This window comes from Bacillus sp. GC_Bacil_1 (assembly GCF_026540675.1).
In the GTDB taxonomy this organism is placed as follows: Bacteria; Bacillota; Bacilli; order Bacillales; family Bacillaceae_G; genus Bacillus_A; species Bacillus_A cereus.
Genome location: NZ_JALNUG010000001.1, coordinates 23,361 through 47,740 on the forward strand (window position 1 = coordinate 23,361; position 24,380 = coordinate 47,740).

A 24,380-nucleotide genomic window follows, 5' to 3' on the forward strand; every position below is an offset into this window, starting at 1 on the left:
GAGGAACATATTTTGCGAGTTAAATATCATTTTCTGCCAAAGCAGCAAGTAACATTTTGCAAAATAAATGATTCTGGTGAAGAGGCACTGCAAATGATGAACGAAACGGGATTTCGAGCCATCCCGGTATTAGCAGAAGATGAGAAGAAATTCATGGGGATTATTTATAAAGTAGATTTATTAGAAAAAAAATGCAATAGCGGATTAGATCATGTAAGTGCAGGAGATATGCTTGACAATTCCAATGCATTTATTTTTGAAAAGGATTCCTTCTTCAGAGCCTTTTATGTAATTCGTCGGCTTCCGTTTTTAGCCGTGCTAAATGATTATAATGAATTTGTCGGTATGTTAACGCATTCGAATATATTTGATGTTATTGAAGATTCATTTGGTATGCGAACAGGTGGTTATATATTAACAATTGCAACACAAGATTGTAAGGGGACGATTAAAGAGCTTGGGACATTGTTAAAAGCATATAATATCGGTGGTTTGTTTACACTCGATAACGGTGATCAATATATCCGTCGGGTTATTGTAAATATATCAGATGAGTTAGATGAAACAAGATTAAAGCAATTAATCGGAAAAATAGAGAAAAAAGGATTCAGAGTGAGTCATGTAGATTATATTTAAGTTAAAAAGAAAAGTACCTATCTGTTATATACAGATAGGTACTTTTTTGTCCCGTTATTTGTGGGCGGTAAGATCCCCACCTCAAAATTCAGTGAAAGCAATGGGGGCTTCCCGTAAAAGCCCGATTGGTGAGGGCTGGTTATATGTGAGTAATGAACTTTATTTTGAAACAGGAGGCGGGGATAATGCTAGATCAGATAAAAAAATAAAGTCTGCATGCTCACGAATTTTAGGGATAGAAGTTTCAATAACGCGTGATGTAATTTCACCTGGGGGGCCCACATGCCCGATAGCTACCATAATGGGTTTTTCTTGAATTTTTTTGATGAGTAATTGGGCTTGTTTTGAAATATGTCCTGCTGTATACACATCATCAAAAAATAGTTGGTTTTCAATAATAGGAACTCCTAATTCTTTTCCGATTTTTGGGACGACACTCTTAGGATTCGTTTTACTATCTAAGTAAAATAAACCGTGTTTTTTACAAGCAGCAAGTATAAGGCGAACAATTCTTTCATCCGCTGTTACTTTTGACCCCATATGATTGTTCATTCCAATTGCATGCGGAACTTCTTGAATCGCTTGTTCAAGTCGGTTGTTTATTTCTTCATCGCTTAAATCGGTTGTAATGGCTTTCGGCCCAAGCCATTCTTTTTTACCTTTAATAGGTTCCATTGGCATATGTATAATAACTTCATGGCCTTTCTTATGGGCAGCTATTGCATCTTCTTTTGTGGAAGGAAGAAAAGGCATAACAGCAACAGTTAGTGGAATTGGAAGTGACAACATTTGATTAGTCCCCTTCATATTATTGCCGAAATCATCAATGACAATAGCAACTTTATTCGTATGAGCAGTTGCTTGAATAGGAAATAAGAAGGACGGTAAAAACAAAACAATGATGAATAATGCAATCGTATATTTTCGCATATAAATATTTCCTTTCTCTTGTTATCCCGCTATTTGTGGGTAGTAAGACTCCCACCTCAACATTGGGCTGGATAGGTGGGAGATTCACTGCCAATAAACGCCCGATTGGTGAATGCTAATAATCAGTGGGGCTGAACAAAAAACACTGATGAAAGTTTCACTTTATCAATCATCATTATGTTTTGCTTTTTTATATAAATTAAACAAAAAATGTCGAAGAAAAGTAGGTGGAAAATTAAGAATCCCCGGTTTACGTAGAATTTGTAAAAAAAGAAGATGAAAAAAATGTCTATTATTGCGAATGTATTTACAAAGATAGAATAATTTGTAATAATTCTCAAAGTGAGGGTAAAGATTTGTAAATTACAGGGAGAAAATGTTAAATTTTCTGATTCTTCAAATTTGCATATGATTAAGTAGTTAAAAAAGTCAATGGAGAAGTGAACTTGAGAGCATGGAAGTATAATAAGGGGGATATGGATGTTTACTGTAAAAAGGAAGTACACATTAGAAAAGCTTTCACGTGATATTCATATGAAACGTGAAGAAATGATTCAACTAGGATTAACAAGTGGGCTAAATAGTAAGGAGACAATTCAAGTTAGTCAAGAATTGGACAAGCTTATTTTACAATATCAGTGTTATAAAGAAAAACAAACACCGAAATGGTTTTCAATTATAAAAATACCTATTTTCCAAATCGGGTATGAAGGAAAATCAAATAATTTTTGGCGAATGCTTGTCGCTGGTTTTATGAAATAAGTATAATTACCCTTATAGGATAAGGATAATTATACTATGTGTAACGGAATTTCGATATGAACTGTCGTTCCTTCGTTTTCTGTACTGTCAATAAAAATATGCCCATTATACATCTCTACAATTCGTTTACATATGACAAGTCCAAGACCTGTTCCAGTATCTTTATTAGTAAAGAACGGATGAAAGAGGTGTTTTTGAATATGTTGTGGAATCCCTTTCCCAGTATCTATAATCTGCAATTGTGCGTGTGTTTCATTGTTTTTTACTACAATGGTTAGTGTATCACTAGAAGTCATAGCCTCAATTGCATTTTTTGTAATGTTTAAAACCACTTGTTTCATATGGTCTTTCGAACAACGGATATGAACAGGATGGTCTGGCAAATGTAAATGGAATACAATGTTATGTAAATTCGCCTCAGATTGAATAATTAATGCTACCTCATTTAGAATTGTTCTTACATCATATGTTTGTTCGATGATGGCGGTTGGCTTTCCGAGAATAAGAAATTCACTTACAATTTCATTGATTCGCTCTATTTCTTGTTCAATTACGGAAAAGTAGAACTGATCTTGTTCATCTTTATATTTCTCTTTTAATAGAGCGACGAGTCCTTTAATTCCAGTAAGAGGATTACGGATTTCGTGTGCTGTACTTGCTGCAAAAGTTCCAACTAATTCTATTTTCTGTAGTTCGTTTTGTTGTCTTTCAAGTTTTGTTTGACGTTTTAACAACATATATTGAGCAAGTAAAAATAAAACAGACATTAAAAATAAAGTAGCGATACACTCTATTGCAACCCACTGGTATAAGGTTTTCTGATGAATAGGTAATGGAGAAACAGAGACCTTCCAATTTAATCTTTGGAGTGGGGTAGTAAGCATATTAGAATGCGTATCACTTGTGTCGTTATTATCATCGGTTAGAAAAACTACATCATGTTTATCAGTTACCTCAAAATGGTATTGTGGTTTAATGGCATTTAAAGAAGATGAAATGTAATCAAAGCGTAAACTAGCTAATAATAATCCTGAGAGCTCTTTCTGTTTATTGAATATGGGGGTAGCAATCATAATAGCTTTATGTCCAAGAACGCGATCAGTAATGACTGATGATACAGTGGTTTTTTTAGTTTGTAGCACGTCTTGAATATATTTACGGTCTGAAACATCTATAGGCTTTGATTCATCTTCAGATGCGATTGTAATGACCCCTTCTGGTGTAGCGTAATATAAACCAGAAAAGCGTGCATCGTTCCCATCTGTATCATGTACAATTTGTTTAATGCCGTTTATATTACCAGTCTCGGTGCCTACAACTTTTGCAAGCATGTCTAAAGCAGAAATTGCTTCACCAAGATGATGATCTAAATAATCTCTATATAAAAAGAGAACTGTATGAGCGGATAATTTATTTTCCTGTTTCATTTTATATGTATGATACGAATAAAATGTAGCACCAATCCCTATTGTCGGTAGGATAACAAGCAATATATATATAATTATGCTTTGGAATTTGACTTTCAAATGTGGTACTCCTTCTTTTTTTATTATCATTATATATAAACTATGTTAAAATTGTCATGTTTTTATTCAAGAATGATTCTTAATATATTAGGGGAGAGGAAATGGATGAGTGAATGCTCATTCGGAATTCACATGAAGTATGAAGTGGCATTTTCTTTTTATTGGTGAGAATTTAAGTGAAGGGTTGAAAGTTGTATGACATCAAATAATGAACGAGAAGATATTTCTCAATCTTTAAAAGTATTTATTGCATTATCTCGTGTACATCGTTCTGTTATGGATACTACAAATAAATCTATACAAAGTAACGGGTTAAATCCAACTGAATTTGCTGTATTAGAACTGCTATATCATAAAGGCGGTCAACCACTCCAGCAAATTGGTGAGCGCATTTTAATAGCCAGTGGCAGCATTACATATGTTGTAGATAAGCTGGAGAAAAAGGGATTAGTAAAGAGAATCCCATGTCCGAATGACAGACGTGTTATTTACGCGCAATTAACTGAGTCTGGCGAGAACTTTATCGCTTCTATTTTTCCGGGGCATGAGAAAGTTATACATCAGTCTTTTGAAATGTTAACGAAAGATGAAAAAGATGAATTACTTGATCTATTAAAAAAAATTGGGAAGTATGAAAAATAATAATATGTTCCAAAGGAGCTTTGGATAAATAAATCCAGGGCTTTTTTATTTGCAATGAACTCAGAGTAGTCACTGCCGAATTTTGTTGAAAATTAAGAGGGAATTCGAGAATACGTATTGAATTATAATAAAGGTATGTAATGGAGAGGAGGCTCGTTCATGTCATTTAAAGACTATGAATATAAACGCCCAAATATTGAAGAGTTAAAAGAGAAATTTACTGTTGCTTTAGAGAAGTTTGATAACGCAAAAACTGTAGAAGAACAAAAACAAGTCATTCATTCAATTAATGAAATTCGCAACGATTTTGGGACAATGGGAAACCTTTGTTACATTCGCCATTCTGTTGATACGACGGATACTTTTTATAAGGAGGAGCAGGATTTCTTTGATGAATACTCTCCAGTTGTACAAGGATATGGTACAAAATATTATAAGGCACTTATTAATTCTCCATTTCGTGAAGAATTAGAGGCGTATTATGGAAAACAATTATTTGCTCTAGCAGAATGTGATTTAAAAACATATTCAGATGAAGTCGTGAAAGATTTACAATTAGAAAATAAATTATCGTCGCAATATACACAGTTATTAGCATCCGCAAAAATTGACTTTGCTGGAGAAGAAAGAACGTTATCGCAATTGATTCCGTTTATGCAAGGAAAAGAAAGAAGCGAACGTAAAGCAGCAAGTGAAGCATACTACGGATTTTTAGCTGGAAATGAGGAAGAACTAGATCGTATTTATGATGAGCTTGTTAAAGTGAGAACGAAAATCGCAAAATCTTTAGGTTTCAAAACCTTTGTTGAACTTGGATATGCAAGAATGTACCGTACAGATTATAATGCGGAGATGGTGGCTAATTACCGTCAGCAAGTGCTGGATTATATCGTTCCCGTTACAACGGAATTAAGAAAGCGACAACAAGCACGTATCGGTGTAGAGAAGTTAGCTTATTACGACGAAAACTTTGAGTTTGCTACAGGTAACCCAACTCCAAAAGGAGATGCGGATTGGATTGTTGATCATGGAAAGACGATGTATAAAGAGTTATCGGCTGAAACAGATGAATTTTTCAATTTCATGCTAGATAACGATTTATTAGATTTAGTTGCGAAAAAAGGAAAAGCTGGTGGCGGATATTGTACATATATTGAGAATTATAAAGCGCCGTTTATTTTCTCAAACTTCAATGGAACATCTGGTGACATTGATGTATTAACACATGAAGCAGGTCATGCTTTCCAAGTATATGAAAGTCGTAAATTTGAAATTCCAGAATATAATTGGCCAACATATGAGGCATGTGAAATCCACTCTATGAGTATGGAATTCTTTACATGGCCATGGATGAAGCTATTCTTTGAAGAAGATGCAGATAAATATTACTTCTCTCACTTAAGTTCAGCACTTCTGTTTTTACCTTATGGTGTATCTGTTGATGAATATCAACATTATGTATATGAAAATCCTGAAGCATCACCTGAAGAGCGTAAGACAGCATGGCGTAACATAGAGAAGAAATATTTACCGCATCGTGATTATGAGGATAATGATTATTTAGAGCGCGGTGGTTTTTGGCAACGTCAAGGGCATATTTATAGCTCACCTTTCTATTATATTGATTACACGCTTGCTCAAATTTGTGCGCTACAATTTTGGAAACGTGCAAGAGATAATAGACAAGAGGCATGGGAAGATTATGTGAATCTGTGCCAACAAGGTGGAAGTAAATCGTTCTTAGAATTAGTAGAAGTTGCAAATTTAACATCACCATTTGCTGAAGGCTGTGTGAAAAGTGTTATTACAGAAATTGAAGCATGGTTACATGCGATTGACGACACAAAATTGTAAAAAACATGCGCTTTTTTTCACATGTTTAACATCGACATAATGGGAAAATGATGAGATAATAAAAGAAAATTCAGAATACTAAAGAGGTGTTTCTAATAAGGAGCACCTCTTTTCACCAACAAAAAGGGGGGAAAGAAGTATGCTTCAATCTAATATGGATGTGAGTTTAGAAAGTTTAGTAAGCTCATTACAGTCTACTCGAAGCACGCTATTATCAGAAATTGAAATGTTAAATGATACAGAAGTGAATGTAAAGCCACGCCGTGATAAATGGAGTATTATTCAAATTTTACACCACTTGCATTTAGTTGAACAATCTGTCACGTCTGCCCTTGTATATGCTTTACAAAAAAATGAAAGAAACATGACTCCATTTAAAGACCTCCAACTTACGCTTGATCGCACACATAAACGAGAAGCTCCTCAGCAAATGCAACCAACAGAAACTTTAATGAAAAAACAGCAAGGAATTCAATTACTAGAACATTCACGACAAGAACTATTACATGCGCTTCATAGTGTTATAGATGAAAAAGATCTATTTGAAAATGGATTAAAGCATCCTGTTTTTAATGATCTGAATTTGTATCAATGGGTTCAATTTCTTGATTTGCATGAACAAAGACATCTTACGCAATTAAAAGAGGCGAAACATGCAATTTTGCAGCGCTAAAGTGGAAGAAGTGGGAAACCACTTCTTTTTTTGATACGTGCATAGTTTTCTTTCTTATTTTGGAATACTACATGGAGAAAGAAAAGAAGGAGTTGAAAAAATATGTCTAAGAAGAAGCGAGAAGAAGAGCGCGCCTGGAAAGCGCGTAAAGAAAATCAACAACCGCACGGAAAAGTGAAAGCTTTTGCTGAATTAGTTGAAGGAACAGAAAAAACGTGATGATTATTTCATCACGTTTTTTGTATGAGTGGAAAAGTTAATAAAAAGGTTGTACCGATTCCTTTTTCACTTATAATATCAATTTTTCCATTCATAGCTTGAACAACACTGAATACGACCATCATTCCAAGTCCAGTGCCTTTTTCTTTCGTTGAATAGAAAGGCGAGCCAAGACGTTTTACTTGTTCTGAATCCATACCGACTCCTGTATCTTTTATGTATAACTGAATATGCTTATGATCAGGAACTAATGTGAAATAAAGATCACCGCCTTTTGGCATAGCCTCAATGCAATTTTTTAAAATATTTAATAAACATTGATTTAGTTTTTGCTTTTCTCCAGCGATAAAAAAAGAAGTGCTTTGCTTTATATAATGAGTACGTACATTTGTTAAATTAGCAAGCGGTGTAATTAACGACAATGCATGTAGTAATTCTTCTTCTAACTGTAATGTTTGTTCTTTTTCAATGCTTGGTTTAGCAAAGGTTAAATAATCTGTAAGAACATGATTTGCTTGTTCAATGCCGTTAATGGCAATGTCGATATATAATTTTCGTTCCTGCTCAGTGCATGTATCTGATTGTAACAGTTGTAAAAACCCTTTTGTTGAAGTTAATGGATTGCGAATTTCATGAGAGATAGACGCTGCCATTTCACCAATTAAATGAAATTTTTCAGCATTTATAAGTTCGTTTTGGAGACGAACTTGAGTTTGTAATATGTGTAGTAAATATAAAATTAGAATCGTACCAAGCATTGAACATAACTCATACACAATAATATGCGGTATATAATCAGTCTTATTTGTAACCTTTGAAAGGAAGAAGGGTATCCAACTAAATCCGTATGTGAGACTGTAGATAATAGCAAGTGTTATTTTTATACGATTAGAAGTTCGATTGAAAAATTTATATGTTAATAGTAGAACAATAAATAGAAGAACAGAACCGATAAGAGATGGGAAAACACCGATCCCACCTAATAATAAGCGATATATGTTTAATACAACTAAGATAGAACCACCAGCAATAGGCCCTCCCGTTAATGTACCGACAATTAATACAATATGGCGCATATCAAATTGAAAACCATTATTTGTTTTTGCTGCAAATGTAATACAGAGTACGGTAGCGAGGCAACAGAGTACAATGAATATAGCTGAATTTAATTTAGGAGAGCGTTTCCCTTTTTGATTCCAAAATAAATGATATACGAGCATTGTAATCAGGATGAATAATATATTTAAAAAGAGATAAATAATAAAGGATTTCAGTGGGATGCCTCCTCTCTTCTTATATTAAATTAATCATACTATAAAATGAAAGAAATGAAATGATAAATAGCGGAAAAATCAGAAATTTTTACGCTAGTATACAATATGTTACAATAAGCTGTGTCAATGAAAGAAGAAATTCCGTGCACCGCGCGGGAGAGGTTCGCGAACTCCCTCTATAAAAAACTATGGAAACAACAATATCTTTAGGTATTGTTTTGTTTTTTTATTGTGACAGTTCAAGAACGTTCTTTCTTCTTATTTATAGTAGAGAAGGAGAATGAGTGAAATGAAAAAAGAAAAAGCAGTTGTTGTTTTTAGTGGAGGACAAGATAGTACGACATGTTTATTTTGGGCAATAGAGCAGTTTGCAGAGGTAGAAGCTGTAACATTTAATTACAATCAACGTCATAAGCTAGAAATTGATTGTGCAGCGGAAATTGCAAAAGAGCTAGGAATAAAGCATACGGTACTAGATATGAGTCTATTAAATCAACTTGCTCCAAATGCGTTAACGAGAACGGATATGGAGATTACACATGAAGAAGGTGAATTGCCATCGACATTTGTAGATGGACGAAATTTACTCTTCCTATCATTTGCTGCTGTATTAGCAAAACAAGTTGGAGCACGTCATATTGTAACAGGTGTATGTGAAACTGATTTCAGTGGTTATCCAGACTGCCGTGACGTGTTTGTGAAATCGTTAAACGTTACTTTAAATTTATCTATGGATTACCCGTTTGTCATTCACACGCCACTTATGTGGATTGATAAAGCTGAAACATGGAAATTATCAGATGAACTTGGAGCATTTGAGTTTGTTCGGGAAAAAACATTAACATGTTATAACGGAATCATTGGTGATGGTTGCGGTGAATGTCCAGCATGTCAACTTCGTAAAGCAGGATTAGATACGTACCTACAGGAACGCGAAGGAGCGAACAACTAATGGATAACTTTTTTGGATTTCGCATCGTAGAGAATTTGCAAAAAATGGACAAGGATATTCAGCGTAAACAACTCAAATACCATAATAAAAGAGTAATGGTCAGCAAGGAATTTACATTTGATGCAGCACACCATTTACACTGTTATGAAGGGAAATGTAAAAACTTACATGGTCACACATATAAAGTTGTATTTGGAATTAGTGGATATGTAAATGAAATAGGTCTTGCAATTGACTTTGGAGATATAAAAGAAATTTGGAAGAATGAAATCGAAATTTATTTAGATCATCGTTATTTAAACGAAACGTTACCTGCAATGAATACGACTGCTGAAAATATGGTCGTTTGGATTTATGAAAAGATGGCAGAAGCACTAACAAAAGAGAATCGAGTGAACGAATATAAAGGAGCTCGCGTTGAATTTGTTCGTCTATTTGAGACGCCGACTAGTTATGCGGAAGTGAGACGGGAGTGGATGCTCGATGAGTAAAATCCCTGTCTTAGAAATATTCGGTCCGACTATTCAAGGTGAAGGAATGGTTGTAGGGCAAAAGACAATGTTTATCCGTACAGCTGGTTGTGATTATAGCTGTGCTTGGTGTGATTCTGCTTTTACGTGGGATGGATCAGCTAAAGATCAAATTAGACAGATGACACCAGAAGATATTTGGGATGAGCTTGTTGCAATTGGAGGAGAAAAATTTTCTCATGTTACGATTTCAGGCGGAAATCCGGCATTACTGAAAAATATTGAGTTTCTTCTTTCAATATTAAAAGAAAATGGAATGCGAACGGCAATTGAAACGCAAGGGAGTAAATGGCAAGATTGGTTACTTCAAATTGATGAGGTAACAATTTCTCCAAAACCACCAAGTTCGACGATGAAAACAGATTTTCAGAAGTTAGATGCTATTATTCAGAAACTAGCAGGAAAAGATATTAGTTTAAAAGTAGTAGTATTCGATGATCATGATTTTGAATATGCAGTTAAGATGCACGAACGTTATCCAGGTGTACCATTTTTCCTGCAAGTAGGAAACGATGATACAAAAACAGTGGATGATGCGATGCTTATTAAAAAATTATTAGATAAGTATGAGTGGCTGATTGATAAAGCTGTAAATTGTAAAGAGATGAATGATGCAAAAGTATTGCCTCAGCTTCATGCGTTAGTATGGGGAAATAAACGCGGCGTATAACGAGAAGGGATGTTTAAAATGACTGGAAGATTAGATGAAGATCTAAAAGATGTAACATTATTAGGAAATCAAAATACAAAATATTTATTTGAATATAGCCCAGAAATATTAGAGGTATTTGATAATAATCATCCAAACCGTGATTATTTTGTAAAATTCAATTGTCCTGAATTTACAAGTTTATGTCCGAAAACAGGACAACCAGATTTTGCAACAATTTATATTAGCTATATTCCAGAGCAAAAAATGGTAGAGAGTAAATCTTTAAAGTTGTATTTATTTAGTTTCCGCAATCATGGTGATTTCCACGAAGATTGCATGAACGTTATTATGAACGATTTAATTAAATTAATGGATCCACGTTACATTGAGGTATGGGGGAAATTCACACCACGTGGTGGCATTTCAATTGATCCATACTGCAACTACGGTCGCCCAGGGACGAAGTATGAACAAATGGCTGACTACCGCATGATGAACCACGATCTATATCCGGAAACAATTGATAATCGTTAATAGAAAGAAAGAGCCTGTATAGTATACAGGCTCTTTCTTTCTATTATATTATGCATTTTGATTAATGACAGTATAGTTTTTATGACTTACAACTGTAAGAGGTTCCATATCTAGTTCTCTAAAATTCTTCATAATTGTTATATCAACAATAACAGAGTTTTGATTTACTTTTTGAACACGGCCTTGCATTCCACCTTTAAATTCGATGATATCTCCAGTTTCTGCGATCTGCATAAGCAACTCTCCTTGTTACAGTTTTCCCAAAAAAAGAATAAATTTGGGTTTTTTTATTTCCTCCTATTTTGAACCATATTTCCTACTTTGTAAATGTTTCCAAAGTAAAAATTCGAAAAATATTCACTTTTTGTAAGAAAATATGTAGAAAATCCATGTTATTTGAAAAAAATAGCAAAAATGCGGGAATCTTTATATCGAGGTATAATGAAAAAGTAGAATAACCTGCTGAAGTGGGAGAAATTAGAGGCGGTAAAATGATGTTTGAATTTGTGGGGAGTGTTATAGCTTTAATTTTATTTTTATTTTCTTATATGCATTTAAAAAAGATTCGTCAATATGATACGAGTACATATTTTGATGGGATGGATGGTATCCATGCTTCGATAACGCATGATAGTGGTGGGGAGATGTAAAGGTATATGACTTTCTTTTCTTGCGTGGTATGATGTTTAGAACTAGTGCATAATAGAGTTCGTAAGTGATGAATGGAGAGTGAAAAGAATGAAGATTTCTTTTATTCGTCATGGTTGTTTAGGTCGTATAGGAGAACCGATGACAATTAATTCATTTCACGAATGGATGAAACAGTATGATTCCGAGTCAATGATACAAAAAGCTAAAATGCCGATAGAAACAATAGAGGCAATTGAAGCAGCGAAATTTGTCTTAACAAGTGATCAAAGGCGTGCTGTACAATCAGCAGCTGAATTAACGGATTCTTTATCTTTTATGCAAAACTCTCTTTTTAGAGAAGCTGAAGTTCCTTCATACTTTTTTGCTCCGAAGTGGTTGAAATGCACAATTAAGGTATGGATGTTCATTGGGCGCACATTATGGATACTTGGCTACCATAAAGATGTTGAGTCTTATAAGGAAGTAAGAGAGAGGGCAAGGCAAGCGGCTTACCTGTTACATCGTTATGCTCTCGTACATGGAAGTATTGCTCTTGTAGGTCATAATTATTTTAATTCGATGATTGGAACGGAGCTGAGGGCAATGGGATGGTCTGGTTCTCCTATTTTGCATAGAAAGCCATGGGGATGTACAACATATACGTTTCACGAGGCGATGGATGGAAATATATTAAATACGAATTTAACATAAAAGCACACGATTTATATAAATCGTGTGCTTTCTTTTTAAGATATAGAAATTTTGACGTTTAATGGTTTTACGAGATGAGCATAAGGTTCGCCTACTAGCATAACAATTTCATCTTTTTTATAACCTAACTTTTCGTATAGTGAATAGGCGCGTTTGTTTTCTAAATTAACAAGTAAAGCGATTTTTTCATGCCCTTTTTCAGTTGCATAGATTTCGGCAGCTTCAATTAATTTAGAACCAATACCTTTTCCACCGTGTGCACTTGAAACTGATAATGTATCAATGTAATACTCATCAAGCTCAGCTTCTTTTTCTAACGTAATCGATTCATCTTTATGTAATTCTCTTAAGTGATGTACAATTGGTGCGTCAAGCTGTGTTGCTTCACTACCGTGATAAGCGACAATAATTCCAACTGCACTTTCGTCTTGTTCATAAATAAAACAGTTTTCGTAGCTCAGACGGTTATTTTCTTTTGAGAACCATGTCTCAAGTCCTAGTAATACTTCTGCTTCAACTGTGCTACCTGTGATTTTTTCAGCAATTTCATGCAGAGCATTATACAATAAAGGAGCTATTGCCATTGCATCTGTCTTTTTTGCTTTCCGAATCATAGTATCCCTCCTAGTTCTATTTGTATATTGTAGCATAGTGGTATGGAACTTTGCATAATTGAATGCCGAAATGTTTGATATAGAGAAGTAGCTATGTTAGTATATGATATTTAGTGGACATATAGTAAAACGATATTGTTTGCGAAATAACGAAAATAAAATCATGGCATAACAACAAGATAAAGTGAAATGTTAATCAGTAAGATTTTTTGTTCATTCCACGACTGATTAGTAGTCAACACCAATCGGACTACCCGCAAATAGCGGGATAATTTTACAGTTGTTGACCTATAGAATATACGATAGAATAAAATATTGCAGAGAGGTGAAATACATGGATAAAGAATTAGCAAATACAATTTTAGATCAGCTGAAAAATGGTGAAATAACGGAGTATGTTGTTACGAAAGATGTATTTTATACGTTCAGAGAAGTTGTTGTAAATAGAGAAGACTTTAAGCATTTCATTGGTAACGCACAGCGAGGCGGGCAAGTGATTTATACATATTCAGAAACGCCACGTTCATAAAGGGGAATTTTGATCAGCAGGGCATCCCTCACTGATTAGTAACCTTCACCAACTGGACGTTTAATGCGGAATAAATAAAAGATAAAGGAGAGGGGAATTATGGGCGATTTTAAACAAGGCATTTTACCACATTGGGATTATATGTGGAAAGATAGAGCCGGCAATAGATTTATGGGAATGGTTATGTATCCAGAGAAACGAAAATGTTCAGCAAAAATGCTTCAGAAAATAAAAAGAGCATATGAAGAAGCGATAGAAATTAAAGTAACTGTACAAGTTCAACATACATATCAGTATGTAGAAGGAATGATTGTATACTTTGATGAAGAGGCTCCTGTATGTACAATGCTTGATAAAGATGAAAATCCACATCACATATTTGTAAAAGATATTTTGCGTATTGAGCACTCTGAATAAACTTTTCATAAATAAATTGAAGTTCCATAATAATAATCTTTTTCTATAATAGTTATCTTTTAGTATGTAACGAGAGACGAAAGTATATGTATAATATATTTAATAAGGTAAATTTGATAAATGTAATCGTTTTTTAGAGCAGATTATCGTTTTATATCTGTTCTTTTTTGCGTGATGCTGGAGAAATATATTTCTTCAGCATCTACCGTTTTATGACAAAATATATTGTTAACTTTTTTAAAAATAAGGTTAAATTCGTTGACAACTTTTTTGAAAAGCACTTTATTGACATGAGTTTTAGAATGTTGTTTCATAGTCATTGTATTGAAAAAAAACGGCTATCATGTCGAAAAGTAAAAGTTAAAAAAAGAAAGAATTTATACATATATCTTGTGTCTTATTTTGAAACGTAATACAATATATAGAGAAATCAAGAACAACATATAGAGAATATAGATTTGAGAGGGAGGGTCGGAAATGTTAGTTGCATATGATTCTATGACAGGAAACGTGAAGCGTTTCATTCACAAATTAAATATGCCGGCCGTTCAAATTGATGAAGATCTAGTAATAGATGAAGACTTTATTCTTATTACGTATACAACAGGTTTTGGCAATGTACCAGAACGTGTTTTAGACTTTTTAGAGCGCAATAATGAAAAATTAAAAGGCGTATCTGCAAGCGGCAATCGTAACTGGGGAGACATGTTCGGTGCAAGTGCTGACAAGATTTCTACTAAATATGAAGTGCCTATTGTATCAAAATTTGAGTTATCTGGAACAAATAACGATGTAGAATATTTTAAGGAAAGGGTGCGGGAGATTGCGACACATTGAACTGAATAATGAAATCACGCAAATGCAGGACGGTTTTTATCAGCTTCATAAAGATAAAGAGGCATTAGAAGTCTTTATGGAAGAAGCTAGAGAGAATACCGTTCCTTTTAATAGCGTGGCAGAGCGAATGGAGTATATGAAAGAACATGATTACTATTACAACGTTCTGGACGAGTATAGCTTGGAGGAAGTAGAGGAAGTATATAACATCGCTTATGGTGAAAACTTCGAGTTCCAATCTTATATGGCAGCATCTAAGTTCTACAAAGATTATGCGTTAAAAACGAATGATCAAAAACAATACTTAGAAAGCTATGAAGATCGTGTAGCAATTGTTTCATTATACTTAGGACGCGGTGATGTTTCGAAGGCAAGACAATTCGCAAGCATGATTGTAAAACAAAACTACCAACCAGCGACACCAACCTTTTTAAATGCGGGAAGAAGCAGAAGAGGAGAAATGGTGTCTTGTTTCTTGTTAGAGATGGACGATAGCTTAAATTCGATCGGCTTTAACATTAATACTGCGATGCAATTATCGAAAATCGGCGGGGGAGTAGCTTTAAACTTATCTAAGCTACGCGCACGTGGTGAGCAAATTAAAGGTATCGACAATGCTGCAAGTGGTGTAGTACCTGTTATGAAATTGCTTGAAGATTCGTTTTCATATGCGAATCAACTTGGCCAACGAAAAGGTGCCGGTGCAGTATATTTAAACATTTTCCATTGGGATATTATTGAATTCCTTGATACAAAAAAAATAAATGCCGATGAGAAGAGCCGTATTCAGTCTCTATCAATCGGAATTATCGTTCCAAGTAAGTTCTTTGAGCTTGCTGAGAAAAATGAGCCTTTCCATGTTTTCGCACCTTATACGGTTTATAAAGAATATGGCAAGCATTTAGATGATATTGATATTGATGAAATGTACGATGAATTAATGAGCAATCCGAAAGTGAAGAAGAAGCCACTAGATATTAGTGCACGTGATATGCTTATTAAAATCGCTATGATTCAGCTTGAGTCTGGTTACCCATACTTAATGTTTAAATCAAATGCAAATAATCAACATCCATTGAAGGATATTGGAACTGTGAAGATGTCGAACTTATGTACAGAAATCTTCCAGCTTCAAGAAACTTCAGAAATAAATGATTACGGTACAGATGACATTATCCGTCGTGATATTAACTGTAACTTAGGATCGTTAAATATCGTAAACGTAATGGAAAATAAAGAAATTCGTGAAGCGGTTCATGCAGGAATGGAAGCTTTAACAGCTGTTTCTGATATGACGATCATTCCGAATGCACCAACCGTGAAAAAAGCAAATGACGAGCTTCATTCAGTTGGACTTGGAGCAATGAATTTACACGGGTATTTAGCAAAAAATAAAATCGCTTATGAAAGTGCAGAAGCGAAAGAATTCGCTCGTACATTCTTTATGATGTTAAATTACTACTCTATTGAGAAAAGTATGGAAATCGCTACAGAAAAAGGCGAGACATTTAAAGACTTCGATAAATCTGATTATGCGAATGGCACATACTTTGAAAAGTATGAAACGACAGATTACAGCCCAGTAACTGAAAAAGTTCAGCAACTATTTGAAGGAATTCATATTCCAACAAAAGAAGATTGGACAAGTTTAAAAGAGCAAGTGCAAAAGAATGGTTTATACAACTCATATCGTCTTGCCATTGCTCCAACACAATCAATCAGTTACGTTCAAAATGCAACTTCAAGCGTAATGCCGATTGTAAGTCAAATCGAATCAAGAACATATGCGAACGCGACAACATATTATCCAATGCCGTATTTATCAAAAGATACGTTCTGGTACTATAAATCTTCTTACGATATGAATCAGTTTAAATTAATTGATTTAATCGCAGAAATTCAAGAACATATTGACCAAGGAATTAGTACAATTCTTTACGTTAATAGTGATATTTCAACACGTGAATTAGCACGTTACTACATCTATGCACATAAAAAAGGCTTAAAGAGTCTGTATTATACGAGAACACGTAAATTAAGCGTGGAAGAGTGTGTGGCTTGTACCGTTTAATATAAAAAGTGAGACATGATGAGCAGGGTTTTCTGAACCCTGCTCATGCTTAGTTATCATATTTAGAGAAGGGGCGATTTAATGCGTGCGGTAAACTGGAACAAAAAAGAAGATGATTTTAGTTTAATGTTTTGGAAGCAAAACATCGCTCAGTTTTGGACAGAAGAAGAAATTGCGGTTTCGTCTGACAAAAATACTTGGGTGCAATTATCGAAAGAAGAGCAAATTGCTTATAAGCGTGTATTAGGTGGTTTAACACTTTTAGATACGAAACAAGGTGGCGAAGGAATGCCACTTGTACTTGTTCATCTTGAAAATTTACAAGCGAAAAGTGTATTAGCTTTCATGGGAGCTATGGAAGAAGTACATGCGAAGAGTTACAGTCATATCTTTACAACGTTAGCTACTGAAGAAGAAATTGATGATATTTTTGACTGGGTAGACAATCATCCATTACTTGAGAAAAAGGCCGGTATTATTACTGGTTACTATCGTCGTTTGTTAAAGCCTGAAGTAACGAAAAAAGAGCTATATATGGCAATGGTAGCAAGTGTGTTCTTAGAAAGTTATTTATTCTATAGTGGATTCTTCTATCCGCTTTACTTAGCTGGTCAAGGAAAACTAACAGCAAGTGGTGAGATTATTAACTTGATAATTCGTGATGAGTCAATTCACGGCGTATTCGTCGGTATTTTAGCACAACAAATCTTCGCAGAACTTTCTGCAGAAGAGCAACAAGAAGTGCAAAAAGAAACACAAGAGTTATTAATGGAACTATATGAAATTGAAATGGCCTATACAGAAGAAATTTACACTTCTATCGGTCTTGTAGAAGATGTAAATCGTTTCGTTCGTTACAATGCGAATAAAGGGCTTATGAACTTAGGACTTGAGCCGAAGTTTGAAGAAGAAGAAATTAACCCAATCGTTTTAAATGGTTTACGTACAGATACGAAAAACCATGATTTCTTCTCTGTAAAAGGAAATGGTTACGTAAAAGCAACGAACGTTGAAAAGTTAGCTGACGATGACTTCGTGTTTAACTTTTGATATAGGATTATAAAGAAAAGCTGTCTTATTCATTGATAAGACAGCTTTTCTTTATAATTTTGTTTACATAACACTATTATTTCTGTATAGTGATTTATGTTTGGGAAGTTCTATTCGGTTAACGGATAGAACTTTTTGTAATTAAATGGGTATTTACAAACTTTTTGTATCAGTGTATTATTTAACTAGTACACTGATACAAAAGGAGGGAAGAAATGAAAATAGAGTTTTCTCCAAATATACCAATTTACATTCAGGTAATGGAATACATAAAAAAAGAGATCGTAACAGGACATTTATTGCCTGGTGATAAAATTCCCTCTGTCCGTGAATTAGCGAGTGAATTACAAGTGAATCCAAATACGATTCAGCGTACATTTCAAGAGCTAGAACGGGATGGAGTTGTTGTAACACGTAGAGGAATGGGACGGTATGTAACGAATGAAGGGGAGAAAATTATGGAGCTGCGAAAAGAGATGGCGAAAGAATTACTTCATTCTTTTATAGATGGAATGGACAATTTAGGTTTTTCAGAAGAAGAAATTCTTACAATTCTTCGTTCTTCATTACATGATAAGAGGGAGGAGAGCCAATGACAGAGCTATTAAAAATAGAAAACTTATGGAAGAGATACGGATTAAAAGCAGTGATCCGTGAATTAAACATAGAGATTACGGAAGGGAAAATCGTTGGGCTTGTTGGAGATAACGGGAGCGGGAAAACGACGTTATTGAAAATGATTGCAGGCTTGCAACACCCTTCTGAAGGCAGTATCACAATAGACGGTAAAAAGGTAGGATTACAGACGAAAGAAATCGTTTCATTCATGTCCGATAAGCCAGTCTTTGATGATTGGATGACTGTAAAAGACGCTTTATTTTTCTACCGGGATTTTTATAAAGACTTCGATATTCAAAAAGCGGTAGATACGATTGCAGAATTTAAAATACCGTTAGAAGAAAAAATTACAGCATTGTCAAAAGGTATGATAGAGAAGCTGCAAATCATTTTAACATTTTCTCGAAAAGCGAAGCTATACGTACTGGATGAGCCGTTGGGCGGGATAGATCTTGTTTCTAGAGAACATGTACTTGAGTTAATACTTAAATTTTATCGTGAAGATTGTACGCTACTTATATCGACTCATTTAATAAGAGAAATCGAAAATATATTCGATGAAGTAATCTTTTTGAAAGATGGAGAAATAATATTACATGAAAATGTGGAAGAACTACGATTTCAAAAGGGGAAAGCAGTACATGAGCTGTTTAAGGAGGCCTATGAGAAATGAGTCAGCTTTTTCTTTATCTGTATAATTGTAATAAGAGAAAGATAGCCATTATTTACTTTGGCTTTATTACAGTTTCATTAATTCTTTTATTTAATATGAAAGGAGTTTCAGGAGTTAGAATTTCAGGTAGGCAAGATATAATTATTATTATATTCTTTATCGTACTAGGTATAAATGGATTTGCAATTCTTTTAACAGGTATATCGTCTTTTCGGAAAATGTTAAAAAATTCTATGCTACGTTATACTTCTATTTCAGCAAAAAAGTATATATGTGCAAATATTTTATTCTGTGTACTACTCTTTATGATTTTGCTAGGAATAGGAATCATTTTTCTATACTATTTTTCTTTAAATATTTACAATGGAAAAACTAATTTAGGTATTCAGCAAGCAATACACAGTTTATATAATTATGGAATATTACATCATATGTTATCTATTTTCTTATGGGGACTAGATTTTCTTAATATGCTAGTTTCTATTTATTTTATTATAGTAATTGTAAAACTATTAAATGTGAAATCATCGATGAATAAAGTTGCTTGTTTAGTTTTATTCGTCATTTTTACCGCATTTAATGGAGGAATAACGTATATTTTTCAGCAAATAGAAAAGTATGTGTTTGCTATAAATAATATTGGATTTATAGATCAAAATGGTTTTTTAAATACATCATTTTATTCTGGTACAGAGATTACAATTTTAAATCTATTTTTTAATTGTTTATTAACAATTATATTACTAGTAGTTACAGGTCACATAGTCGATAAAAAACTAGAAGTCTAAAGGAGGAATCAGCATTGGGAAACGTAGTAGTAAAGTTAGAGAATGTTCGAAAAAGGATTGGTGGAACGGAAATTATTCGTGGTTTATCATTTGAGGTTCGTGAAGGAGAAGTATACGGATTCCTTGGGCCGAACGGTAGCGGTAAGACGACGACGATCCGTATGATGACAGGTCTTATTTCAATGACAGAGGGCGATATTACAATTTGTGGACATAGTATTCGCTCGGAGCGTGAAAAGGCACTAGAGCAAATTGGAGCGATTGTAGAAAATCCTGAACTATATGATTATATGACAGGAATGCAAAACTTAAAGCATTTTGCGAACATGGCCATTACTCCAATTAGTAAAGAGCGCATTGCTGAGATTGTAAAGCTTGTTGAATTAGAGCATGCGATTCATAAAAAGGTGAAAACATATTCACTTGGTATGAAACAACGTTTAGGAATTGCACAAGCATTACTTCATCAGCCGAAAATCTTAATTTTAGATGAGCCGACAAATGGATTAGATCCAGCTGGTATTCGCCAAATTCGTGATTATTTACAACGTTTAGCGAAAGAAGAGAATATTGCTGTAATCGTATCAAGTCACTTATTGAGTGAAATTGAATTAATGTGTGATCGCGTTGTTATTATTAAACAAGGTGAGTTTGTACAAGAGTACAACTTACATGAAAAAGTGAAACATGATGAGGCAGTCGTTGTAGCGTTTGAAGTAGATGAAGTTAAGAAAGCAAATGAAATCATTAAAGGTAAAGCAAAAGGGAATGTAATTGTAGCATCTGTAACAAAAGACAACATTCCGCAACTTGTAAAAAAACTTGTTCATGCTGATGTGCTTGTATACGGAGTTACTGTTCAAAATAAAACGTTAGAGGATGAGTTCTTAGCGATTACTGGGGGAGTGAAAGCGTAATGTTTAAATTAATTCAAAATGAATTTTTAAAGTTGCATGCGAAAAAAGGTATGTATATTTTAATTGGTGTCATTGCAGCACTCGAAATTTTAGGTACTTTAGCAATGTTGAAGTGGGGAAAAGGTGATGAGTTTAAGGGATCATATTTAGATTATGCAAACTCAGAGATTGGCTTAATTGTTTTATTTACAACGATTTTTGGGATTACACTTGCTGCCCGTACTCTTACTGATGAGTTCCAAAAAGGTACAATTAAACAATTGTTAATCCGTCCAAGAAAAAGACTTGCAGTTTTATTTTCTAAATATATTACAGTGTTATTAGCAATGTTATTTATCGTATTAGCTGGTATGCTAATTGCAATGATTATTGGCGGTATTGTAATGGATGGTAGTAAAACAGAATTAACGTTAGGAATCGTAATGAAGTCCACTTTATATCAACTACTTTCACCATTCTTTTTTGCAACACTTGCATTTTTCCTAGCAAATGTCTTTAGAAAGTCTGTATTACCATTAATTATTACGATGTTCCTATTCTTCTTACAAGGTGCAATTAACATGGTATTAATAATGTTTGCAAAAGGTGTAGCGAAGTTTGTAGTATTCAACCATTTGGATTTAAGAGCTTACGATAGTAATAAATTAATCAATGGTGGAATGGAACCAACATTTACAGAATTTACGTTTACAACTTCATTATTACTTGTAGCTGCATACTTTGTTGTGTTACTTGTAGCATCAAGTGCATTATTCCAAAAACGTGACGTATTATAATAAAAGAAATCCCCGCTTGTAAAAACGGGGATTTTTATTACATAAATTTCACTTGGATTGCAACTTGAAGAACAGCGATATGGTATTTTAAGAGCTATGCTGTTTGAAATGATTTGAGAAAAATAGGAAGGATTTCAACTATATTCATATTATAATTTAGTTATCCTGCTATTTATAGGGAAAGGATTGCCTATAAAGTACTGATTAAAGTTTTATTTTATTTTTACTATCTTTGGGGGTGTTCTATATGCACTATGCATTTTCACGTATAAGGCTACGTAGCTTTTTTGGATGGATGATTATAGGGGTGTTCCTTATAATGATACCATTAGGTCTAGCAAATGTTTCTGAGAATACGATGGAGGTTATTTCACAAATAACTGTATTTTTTGTATTTCCGTTACTTTGGCTATACGTAAAAACAAATAAAAATAATGTTGTATTTAACAGTTTTTTTGATAAGCCAGGACGTTTATCTTGGGGATTAATTGTATTAGCAACGATAATGGGGATGATTTTTTCAGTTGGCATATCTCAGATTCAATTTTACATATTAGCACATACGTTACCGAATTTCTTAGTTACTATGCTAGAAGACGGAAATGTTATTAATACGAGTAACGTATATATGACGATATTTACTTTCATTTCAGCATGTGTGTTAGCACCTATTATGGAAGAGGTTATTTTTAGGGGATTTTTCTTACAGCGAATGGCTCATAAATGGGGAATTAAAAAAGCTGTAATTATATCTTCAATTATTTTTGGCCTAGGACATTTTGATGTTATTGGTGCGTTCATGTTTGGTGTCGTTATGTGTCTTTTATACATAAAGACAAAAAATATATGGACGAATATAGCTGTGCACGCTCTAAATAATTTGATTGCAACAAGTATGCAATTTTTCGGTGGAGAAGAAAGTGGTACAATCTCAATTACTGAATTACAAGCGCAAAGTAATTTATGGATTGGTATCGGTCTTACAGTTGTTGGATTACTATGGTTAATTCCGTATGTTTGGAAACAATGGCGTACAGTAAAAGAAGTTGGCGTGCCACCAGTACGTTTTATAAATGAGCAAAAAGTAGTGAATTCATCACAAGAAAATGAAGTGTATAGTCAAGTGATCGTAACCGATAGATTGATGGCCATAGAGTTACCAGATGAGGCTGTAAATAAGCTTCGGTTAGAAGAAAATGATTATGTAACAGTAGCTGTAGAAGAAGATAAAATCGTTATAAAGAAAGCACATAATAGATAATTAAAAAGTAGCTCTTAGGAGCTACTTTTTAATTTGTAATAATTTCTACACGAAAATTATTACCGTTCTTTACATATTTAATATCTGTAACAGTGCGGACTGTCTTTAAAATCTCCACTTTTTCACCAATTCGCGGGATGGTCGGAACATTGTCCCAAATACCAAGCAAGTCATCTAATTGTGCCGTTTTTTCATAAAACCAGATTTTCAATGTAAAGCCCCTTTCTCGAACTTTATGTATTTTAATACATAATATATTATTTTTATTCTTATTGTAAGGGGTTTTTTTATATTTTATGAATAAAAATAAATTAATCTTCTGGGAAGATATGTTCAATATCAGGAGTAAGAGATACTTCTGATAATACGATATGAGAAACTGTCGTTGCATATGAAGAAACATCATTGATAAATTCTTCAAGTTCAACGAGTGAAGGAACAGAAATTTTTACAATGTAGCATAAGCTTCCTGTTACTCGGTAACAAAAACTTGCAGATGGATAAGACTGAATAAATTGTTGCATACGTGTTGTATCACCATTCTTTAAGGTGATTTCTAAAATACAATCTAAAACTAGTCCTGCCTTTTTATAATCAATATCAATTGTGTATTTTTGAATAACACCTTCGCTTTCGAGCTTACGAACACGTTCTGAAGTAGACGGAGCAGATAAGTTTACTCGTTTCGCCAATTCACGCATAGAAAGGCGACTATCATTATATAATTCATTTAAAATTTTTCGATCAACACGGTCTAGTTGCATTTGTAAATATACCTCCAGTAAAATAATGATTTTTGTAAAGGAAAAATATAAATTAAGATTCATATGAAATGTAAAGTGAACGTTATTTATTTTACAATAAAACAGAAGGAAATAGGAGGGGAAATGATGGAGAGAATTTCATTATCAAATGTAGGAGATACAAAGTTTCAAAAGTTATTAGGGCATAATTCGGATATATTACACTCGTGGAGTAAGTTAGAAGATACACTGTACAATAAAGGAACTCTTTCAGCAGAGTTGAAGGAGCAAGTGAGAAGAACATTAGCGTATGGGAATGAATGTCCGTACTGTATGGCAAAGGGAAGACCTGATGATGTGCAAAAGGCAGAGGAGATTGGTGTAGCCGTTACTTTTGCGCATACATTTGTTCATGACCGAAAAGCAATAGATGATACTATGTTTCACGCCTTAAAACAATATTGGACAGAAAAAGAAATTGTAGAACTTTGCGCCTATGTTTGCTTTATTACTGCGTCACAACAACTTGGTTTTCTATTTCAATTACAGCCAAATTAAGGG

General features: G+C 33.9%; 31 protein-coding genes and 1 riboswitch. Of the genes, 24 read left to right on the top strand and 7 right to left on the bottom strand.

Annotated elements, in window-relative coordinates; all coding sequences use genetic code 11:
- Positions 1-12 precede the first annotated feature (12 nt).
- Complete coding sequence (gene cbpA / locus OXT04_RS00120; RefSeq protein ID WP_001264203.1) at positions 13-636, top strand: cyclic di-AMP binding protein CbpA; 624 nt, start codon at positions 13-15, stop codon at positions 634-636.
- A gap of 159 nt (positions 637-795) precedes the next feature.
- On the opposite strand, the gene OXT04_RS00125 is transcribed toward cbpA, so the two are convergent.
- Positions 796-1,566, bottom strand: coding sequence for a divergent polysaccharide deacetylase family protein (locus OXT04_RS00125; protein ID WP_001234111.1), 771 nt, complete (start codon positions 1,564-1,566; stop codon positions 796-798).
- Between the two features lie 480 nt (positions 1,567-2,046).
- Here OXT04_RS00125 and OXT04_RS00130 point away from each other — a divergent pair, with 480 nt between their 5' ends.
- Positions 2,047-2,328 (top strand): aspartyl-phosphate phosphatase Spo0E family protein, encoded by a 282-nt coding sequence (locus OXT04_RS00130; RefSeq protein WP_000495527.1) that lies wholly within the window; start codon positions 2,047-2,049, stop codon positions 2,326-2,328.
- A gap of 29 nt (positions 2,329-2,357) precedes the next feature.
- Here OXT04_RS00130 and OXT04_RS00135 read toward each other — a convergent pair whose 3' ends face one another.
- A complete protein-coding gene (locus OXT04_RS00135) occupies positions 2,358-3,854 on the bottom strand; it encodes a DUF3149 domain-containing protein (RefSeq protein ID WP_000865057.1) in 1,497 nt (498 codons plus the stop codon).
- Positions 3,855-4,049: 195 nt separating this feature from the next.
- Between OXT04_RS00135 and OXT04_RS00140 the strand changes: the two genes are divergently transcribed.
- From OXT04_RS00140 to OXT04_RS00155, 4 genes are all read left to right on the top strand, one after another.
- The gene (locus tag OXT04_RS00140; protein ID WP_000203336.1) at positions 4,050-4,496 is read left to right on the top strand and encodes a MarR family winged helix-turn-helix transcriptional regulator; all 447 of its coding nucleotides are present in this window, start codon (positions 4,050-4,052) and stop codon (positions 4,494-4,496) included.
- A gap of 159 nt (positions 4,497-4,655) precedes the next feature.
- Positions 4,656-6,350 carry a M3 family oligoendopeptidase gene (locus OXT04_RS00145; protein WP_000008582.1) on the top strand — a complete coding sequence of 565 codons (1,695 nt, stop codon included), beginning with the start codon at positions 4,656-4,658 and terminating at the stop codon, positions 6,348-6,350.
- Between the two features lie 139 nt (positions 6,351-6,489).
- Positions 6,490-7,023 carry a DinB family protein gene (locus tag OXT04_RS00150; protein ID WP_000941977.1) on the top strand — a complete coding sequence of 178 codons (534 nt, stop codon included), beginning with the start codon at positions 6,490-6,492 and terminating at the stop codon, positions 7,021-7,023.
- 102 nt (positions 7,024-7,125) lie between these two features.
- Positions 7,126-7,242: a DUF6254 family protein gene (locus OXT04_RS00155; protein ID WP_000038355.1), complete on the top strand. Its 117-nt coding sequence runs from the start codon at positions 7,126-7,128 to the stop codon at positions 7,240-7,242.
- Between the two features lie 11 nt (positions 7,243-7,253).
- On the opposite strand, the gene kinB is transcribed toward OXT04_RS00155, so the two are convergent.
- Positions 7,254-8,462 carry a sporulation sensor histidine kinase KinB gene (gene kinB, locus OXT04_RS00160; protein ID WP_000964151.1) on the bottom strand — a complete coding sequence of 403 codons (1,209 nt, stop codon included), beginning with the start codon at positions 8,460-8,462 and terminating at the stop codon, positions 7,254-7,256.
- 206 nt (positions 8,463-8,668) lie between these two features.
- Positions 8,669-8,712, top strand: a riboswitch (PreQ1 riboswitch).
- 93 nt (positions 8,713-8,805) lie between these two features.
- Here kinB and queC point away from each other — a divergent pair.
- From queC to queF, 4 genes are read left to right on the top strand one after another with little or no spacing between them, the layout of a single operon-like run.
- The gene (gene queC, locus OXT04_RS00165; protein ID WP_000711595.1) at positions 8,806-9,468 is read left to right on the top strand and encodes a 7-cyano-7-deazaguanine synthase QueC; all 663 of its coding nucleotides are present in this window, start codon (positions 8,806-8,808) and stop codon (positions 9,466-9,468) included.
- On the top strand, positions 9,468-9,959 hold the full coding sequence (queD, locus tag OXT04_RS00170; RefSeq protein WP_000368414.1) for a 6-carboxytetrahydropterin synthase QueD: 492 nt from the start codon (positions 9,468-9,470) through the stop codon (positions 9,957-9,959). The genes queC and queD overlap by 1 nt, the downstream gene beginning before the upstream one ends.
- Positions 9,952-10,668 (top strand): 7-carboxy-7-deazaguanine synthase QueE, encoded by a 717-nt coding sequence (queE, locus tag OXT04_RS00175; RefSeq protein ID WP_000036292.1) that lies wholly within the window; start codon positions 9,952-9,954, stop codon positions 10,666-10,668. Before queD ends, queE begins: the two co-directional genes overlap by 8 nt.
- A gap of 18 nt (positions 10,669-10,686) precedes the next feature.
- A complete protein-coding gene (queF, locus tag OXT04_RS00180; protein WP_001986050.1) occupies positions 10,687-11,184 on the top strand; it encodes a preQ(1) synthase in 498 nt (165 codons plus the stop codon).
- A 48-nt stretch (positions 11,185-11,232) separates the two neighbouring features.
- Here queF and OXT04_RS00185 read toward each other — a convergent pair whose 3' ends face one another.
- Positions 11,233-11,418, bottom strand: coding sequence for a YkvS family protein (locus OXT04_RS00185; RefSeq protein WP_001165082.1), 186 nt, complete (start codon positions 11,416-11,418; stop codon positions 11,233-11,235).
- Between the two features lie 260 nt (positions 11,419-11,678).
- Here OXT04_RS00185 and OXT04_RS00190 point away from each other — a divergent pair, with 260 nt between their 5' ends.
- Positions 11,679-11,834 carry a hypothetical protein gene (locus OXT04_RS00190; protein ID WP_000461432.1) on the top strand — a complete coding sequence of 52 codons (156 nt, stop codon included), beginning with the start codon at positions 11,679-11,681 and terminating at the stop codon, positions 11,832-11,834.
- A gap of 88 nt (positions 11,835-11,922) precedes the next feature.
- A complete protein-coding gene (locus OXT04_RS00195) occupies positions 11,923-12,525 on the top strand; it encodes a histidine phosphatase family protein (RefSeq protein WP_098255476.1) in 603 nt (200 codons plus the stop codon).
- A gap of 35 nt (positions 12,526-12,560) precedes the next feature.
- Here the strand turns inward: OXT04_RS00195 and OXT04_RS00200 are convergent, their stop codons facing one another.
- Entirely contained in the window at positions 12,561-13,139 is a 579-nt protein-coding gene (locus tag OXT04_RS00200) for a GNAT family N-acetyltransferase (protein ID WP_000619546.1), read from the bottom strand.
- Positions 13,140-13,473: 334 nt separating this feature from the next.
- On the opposite strand from OXT04_RS00200, the gene OXT04_RS00205 reads away from it, so the two are divergent.
- From OXT04_RS00205 to OXT04_RS00255, 11 genes are all read left to right on the top strand, one after another.
- On the top strand, positions 13,474-13,668 hold the full coding sequence (locus tag OXT04_RS00205) for a hypothetical protein (RefSeq protein ID WP_000356686.1): 195 nt from the start codon (positions 13,474-13,476) through the stop codon (positions 13,666-13,668).
- A gap of 99 nt (positions 13,669-13,767) precedes the next feature.
- Entirely contained in the window at positions 13,768-14,085 is a 318-nt protein-coding gene (locus tag OXT04_RS00210) for a hypothetical protein (RefSeq protein WP_000502199.1), read from the top strand.
- Positions 14,086-14,562: 477 nt separating this feature from the next.
- Positions 14,563-14,922 (top strand): class Ib ribonucleoside-diphosphate reductase assembly flavoprotein NrdI, encoded by a 360-nt coding sequence (gene nrdI, locus OXT04_RS00215; protein ID WP_000959447.1) that lies wholly within the window; start codon positions 14,563-14,565, stop codon positions 14,920-14,922.
- Positions 14,909-16,993, top strand: coding sequence for a class 1b ribonucleoside-diphosphate reductase subunit alpha (nrdE, locus tag OXT04_RS00220; RefSeq protein ID WP_001215839.1), 2,085 nt, complete (start codon positions 14,909-14,911; stop codon positions 16,991-16,993). The genes nrdI and nrdE overlap by 14 nt, the downstream gene beginning before the upstream one ends.
- Before the next feature lie 81 nt (positions 16,994-17,074).
- Positions 17,075-18,043, top strand: a complete 969-nt coding sequence (gene nrdF / locus OXT04_RS00225; RefSeq protein ID WP_001203025.1) for a class 1b ribonucleoside-diphosphate reductase subunit beta — start codon at positions 17,075-17,077, stop codon at positions 18,041-18,043.
- 215 nt (positions 18,044-18,258) lie between these two features.
- A complete protein-coding gene (locus OXT04_RS00230) occupies positions 18,259-18,639 on the top strand; it encodes a GntR family transcriptional regulator (RefSeq protein ID WP_000687503.1) in 381 nt (126 codons plus the stop codon).
- Positions 18,636-19,334, top strand: coding sequence for an ABC transporter ATP-binding protein (locus OXT04_RS00235; protein ID WP_000137746.1), 699 nt, complete (start codon positions 18,636-18,638; stop codon positions 19,332-19,334). The genes OXT04_RS00230 and OXT04_RS00235 overlap by 4 nt, the downstream gene beginning before the upstream one ends.
- Positions 19,331-20,122 (top strand): hypothetical protein, encoded by a 792-nt coding sequence (locus OXT04_RS00240; RefSeq protein WP_000080431.1) that lies wholly within the window; start codon positions 19,331-19,333, stop codon positions 20,120-20,122. Before OXT04_RS00235 ends, OXT04_RS00240 begins: the two co-directional genes overlap by 4 nt.
- Positions 20,123-20,136: 14 nt before the next feature.
- Positions 20,137-21,039 (top strand): ABC transporter ATP-binding protein, encoded by a 903-nt coding sequence (locus OXT04_RS00245; protein WP_098447272.1) that lies wholly within the window; start codon positions 20,137-20,139, stop codon positions 21,037-21,039.
- On the top strand, positions 21,039-21,815 hold the full coding sequence (locus tag OXT04_RS00250; RefSeq protein ID WP_000475427.1) for an ABC transporter permease: 777 nt from the start codon (positions 21,039-21,041) through the stop codon (positions 21,813-21,815). The genes OXT04_RS00245 and OXT04_RS00250 overlap by 1 nt, the downstream gene beginning before the upstream one ends.
- Before the next feature lie 247 nt (positions 21,816-22,062).
- Positions 22,063-23,076, top strand: coding sequence for a CPBP family intramembrane glutamic endopeptidase (locus tag OXT04_RS00255; RefSeq protein WP_000558812.1), 1,014 nt, complete (start codon positions 22,063-22,065; stop codon positions 23,074-23,076).
- 28 nt (positions 23,077-23,104) lie between these two features.
- On the opposite strand, the gene OXT04_RS00260 is transcribed toward OXT04_RS00255, so the two are convergent.
- Both OXT04_RS00260 and OXT04_RS00265 read right to left on the bottom strand, forming a co-directional pair.
- Positions 23,105-23,287, bottom strand: a complete 183-nt coding sequence (locus tag OXT04_RS00260) for a DUF3913 family protein (RefSeq protein WP_000707107.1) — start codon at positions 23,285-23,287, stop codon at positions 23,105-23,107.
- Between the two features lie 100 nt (positions 23,288-23,387).
- Positions 23,388-23,840, bottom strand: coding sequence for an Lrp/AsnC family transcriptional regulator (locus tag OXT04_RS00265; RefSeq protein ID WP_001175505.1), 453 nt, complete (start codon positions 23,838-23,840; stop codon positions 23,388-23,390).
- Between the two features lie 126 nt (positions 23,841-23,966).
- Between OXT04_RS00265 and OXT04_RS00270 the strand changes: the two genes are divergently transcribed.
- A complete protein-coding gene (locus tag OXT04_RS00270) occupies positions 23,967-24,377 on the top strand; it encodes a carboxymuconolactone decarboxylase family protein (RefSeq protein WP_016082359.1) in 411 nt (136 codons plus the stop codon).
- Positions 24,378-24,380 lie beyond the last annotated feature (3 nt).

Coding starts and splice junctions, on each gene's coding strand:
- OXT04_RS00125 (WP_001234111.1), bottom strand. CDS start 1,566: ATGCGAAAATATACGATTGCATTATTCATCATTGTTTTGTTTTTACCG.
- OXT04_RS00130 (WP_000495527.1), top strand. CDS start 2,047: ATGTTTACTGTAAAAAGGAAGTACACATTAGAAAAGCTTTCACGTGAT.
- OXT04_RS00140 (WP_000203336.1), top strand. CDS start 4,050: ATGACATCAAATAATGAACGAGAAGATATTTCTCAATCTTTAAAAGTA.
- OXT04_RS00145 (WP_000008582.1), top strand. CDS start 4,656: ATGTCATTTAAAGACTATGAATATAAACGCCCAAATATTGAAGAGTTA.
- OXT04_RS00150 (WP_000941977.1), top strand. CDS start 6,490: ATGCTTCAATCTAATATGGATGTGAGTTTAGAAAGTTTAGTAAGCTCA.
- OXT04_RS00155 (WP_000038355.1), top strand. CDS start 7,126: ATGTCTAAGAAGAAGCGAGAAGAAGAGCGCGCCTGGAAAGCGCGTAAA.
- kinB (WP_000964151.1), bottom strand. CDS start 8,462: ATGCTCGTATATCATTTATTTTGGAATCAAAAAGGGAAACGCTCTCCT.
- queC (WP_000711595.1), top strand. CDS start 8,806: ATGAAAAAAGAAAAAGCAGTTGTTGTTTTTAGTGGAGGACAAGATAGT.
- queD (WP_000368414.1), top strand. CDS start 9,468: ATGGATAACTTTTTTGGATTTCGCATCGTAGAGAATTTGCAAAAAATG.
- queE (WP_000036292.1), top strand. CDS start 9,952: ATGAGTAAAATCCCTGTCTTAGAAATATTCGGTCCGACTATTCAAGGT.
- queF (WP_001986050.1), top strand. CDS start 10,687: ATGACTGGAAGATTAGATGAAGATCTAAAAGATGTAACATTATTAGGA.
- OXT04_RS00185 (WP_001165082.1), bottom strand. CDS start 11,418: ATGCAGATCGCAGAAACTGGAGATATCATCGAATTTAAAGGTGGAATG.
- OXT04_RS00190 (WP_000461432.1), top strand. CDS start 11,679: ATGTTTGAATTTGTGGGGAGTGTTATAGCTTTAATTTTATTTTTATTT.
- OXT04_RS00195 (WP_098255476.1), top strand. CDS start 11,923: ATGAAGATTTCTTTTATTCGTCATGGTTGTTTAGGTCGTATAGGAGAA.
- OXT04_RS00200 (WP_000619546.1), bottom strand. CDS start 13,139: ATGATTCGGAAAGCAAAAAAGACAGATGCAATGGCAATAGCTCCTTTA.
- OXT04_RS00205 (WP_000356686.1), top strand. CDS start 13,474: ATGGATAAAGAATTAGCAAATACAATTTTAGATCAGCTGAAAAATGGT.
- OXT04_RS00210 (WP_000502199.1), top strand. CDS start 13,768: ATGGGCGATTTTAAACAAGGCATTTTACCACATTGGGATTATATGTGG.
- nrdI (WP_000959447.1), top strand. CDS start 14,563: ATGTTAGTTGCATATGATTCTATGACAGGAAACGTGAAGCGTTTCATT.
- nrdF (WP_001203025.1), top strand. CDS start 17,075: ATGCGTGCGGTAAACTGGAACAAAAAAGAAGATGATTTTAGTTTAATG.
- OXT04_RS00230 (WP_000687503.1), top strand. CDS start 18,259: ATGAAAATAGAGTTTTCTCCAAATATACCAATTTACATTCAGGTAATG.
- OXT04_RS00235 (WP_000137746.1), top strand. CDS start 18,636: ATGACAGAGCTATTAAAAATAGAAAACTTATGGAAGAGATACGGATTA.
- OXT04_RS00240 (WP_000080431.1), top strand. CDS start 19,331: ATGAGTCAGCTTTTTCTTTATCTGTATAATTGTAATAAGAGAAAGATA.
- OXT04_RS00250 (WP_000475427.1), top strand. CDS start 21,039: ATGTTTAAATTAATTCAAAATGAATTTTTAAAGTTGCATGCGAAAAAA.
- OXT04_RS00255 (WP_000558812.1), top strand. CDS start 22,063: ATGCACTATGCATTTTCACGTATAAGGCTACGTAGCTTTTTTGGATGG.
- OXT04_RS00265 (WP_001175505.1), bottom strand. CDS start 23,840: ATGCAACTAGACCGTGTTGATCGAAAAATTTTAAATGAATTATATAAT.
- OXT04_RS00270 (WP_016082359.1), top strand. CDS start 23,967: ATGGAGAGAATTTCATTATCAAATGTAGGAGATACAAAGTTTCAAAAG.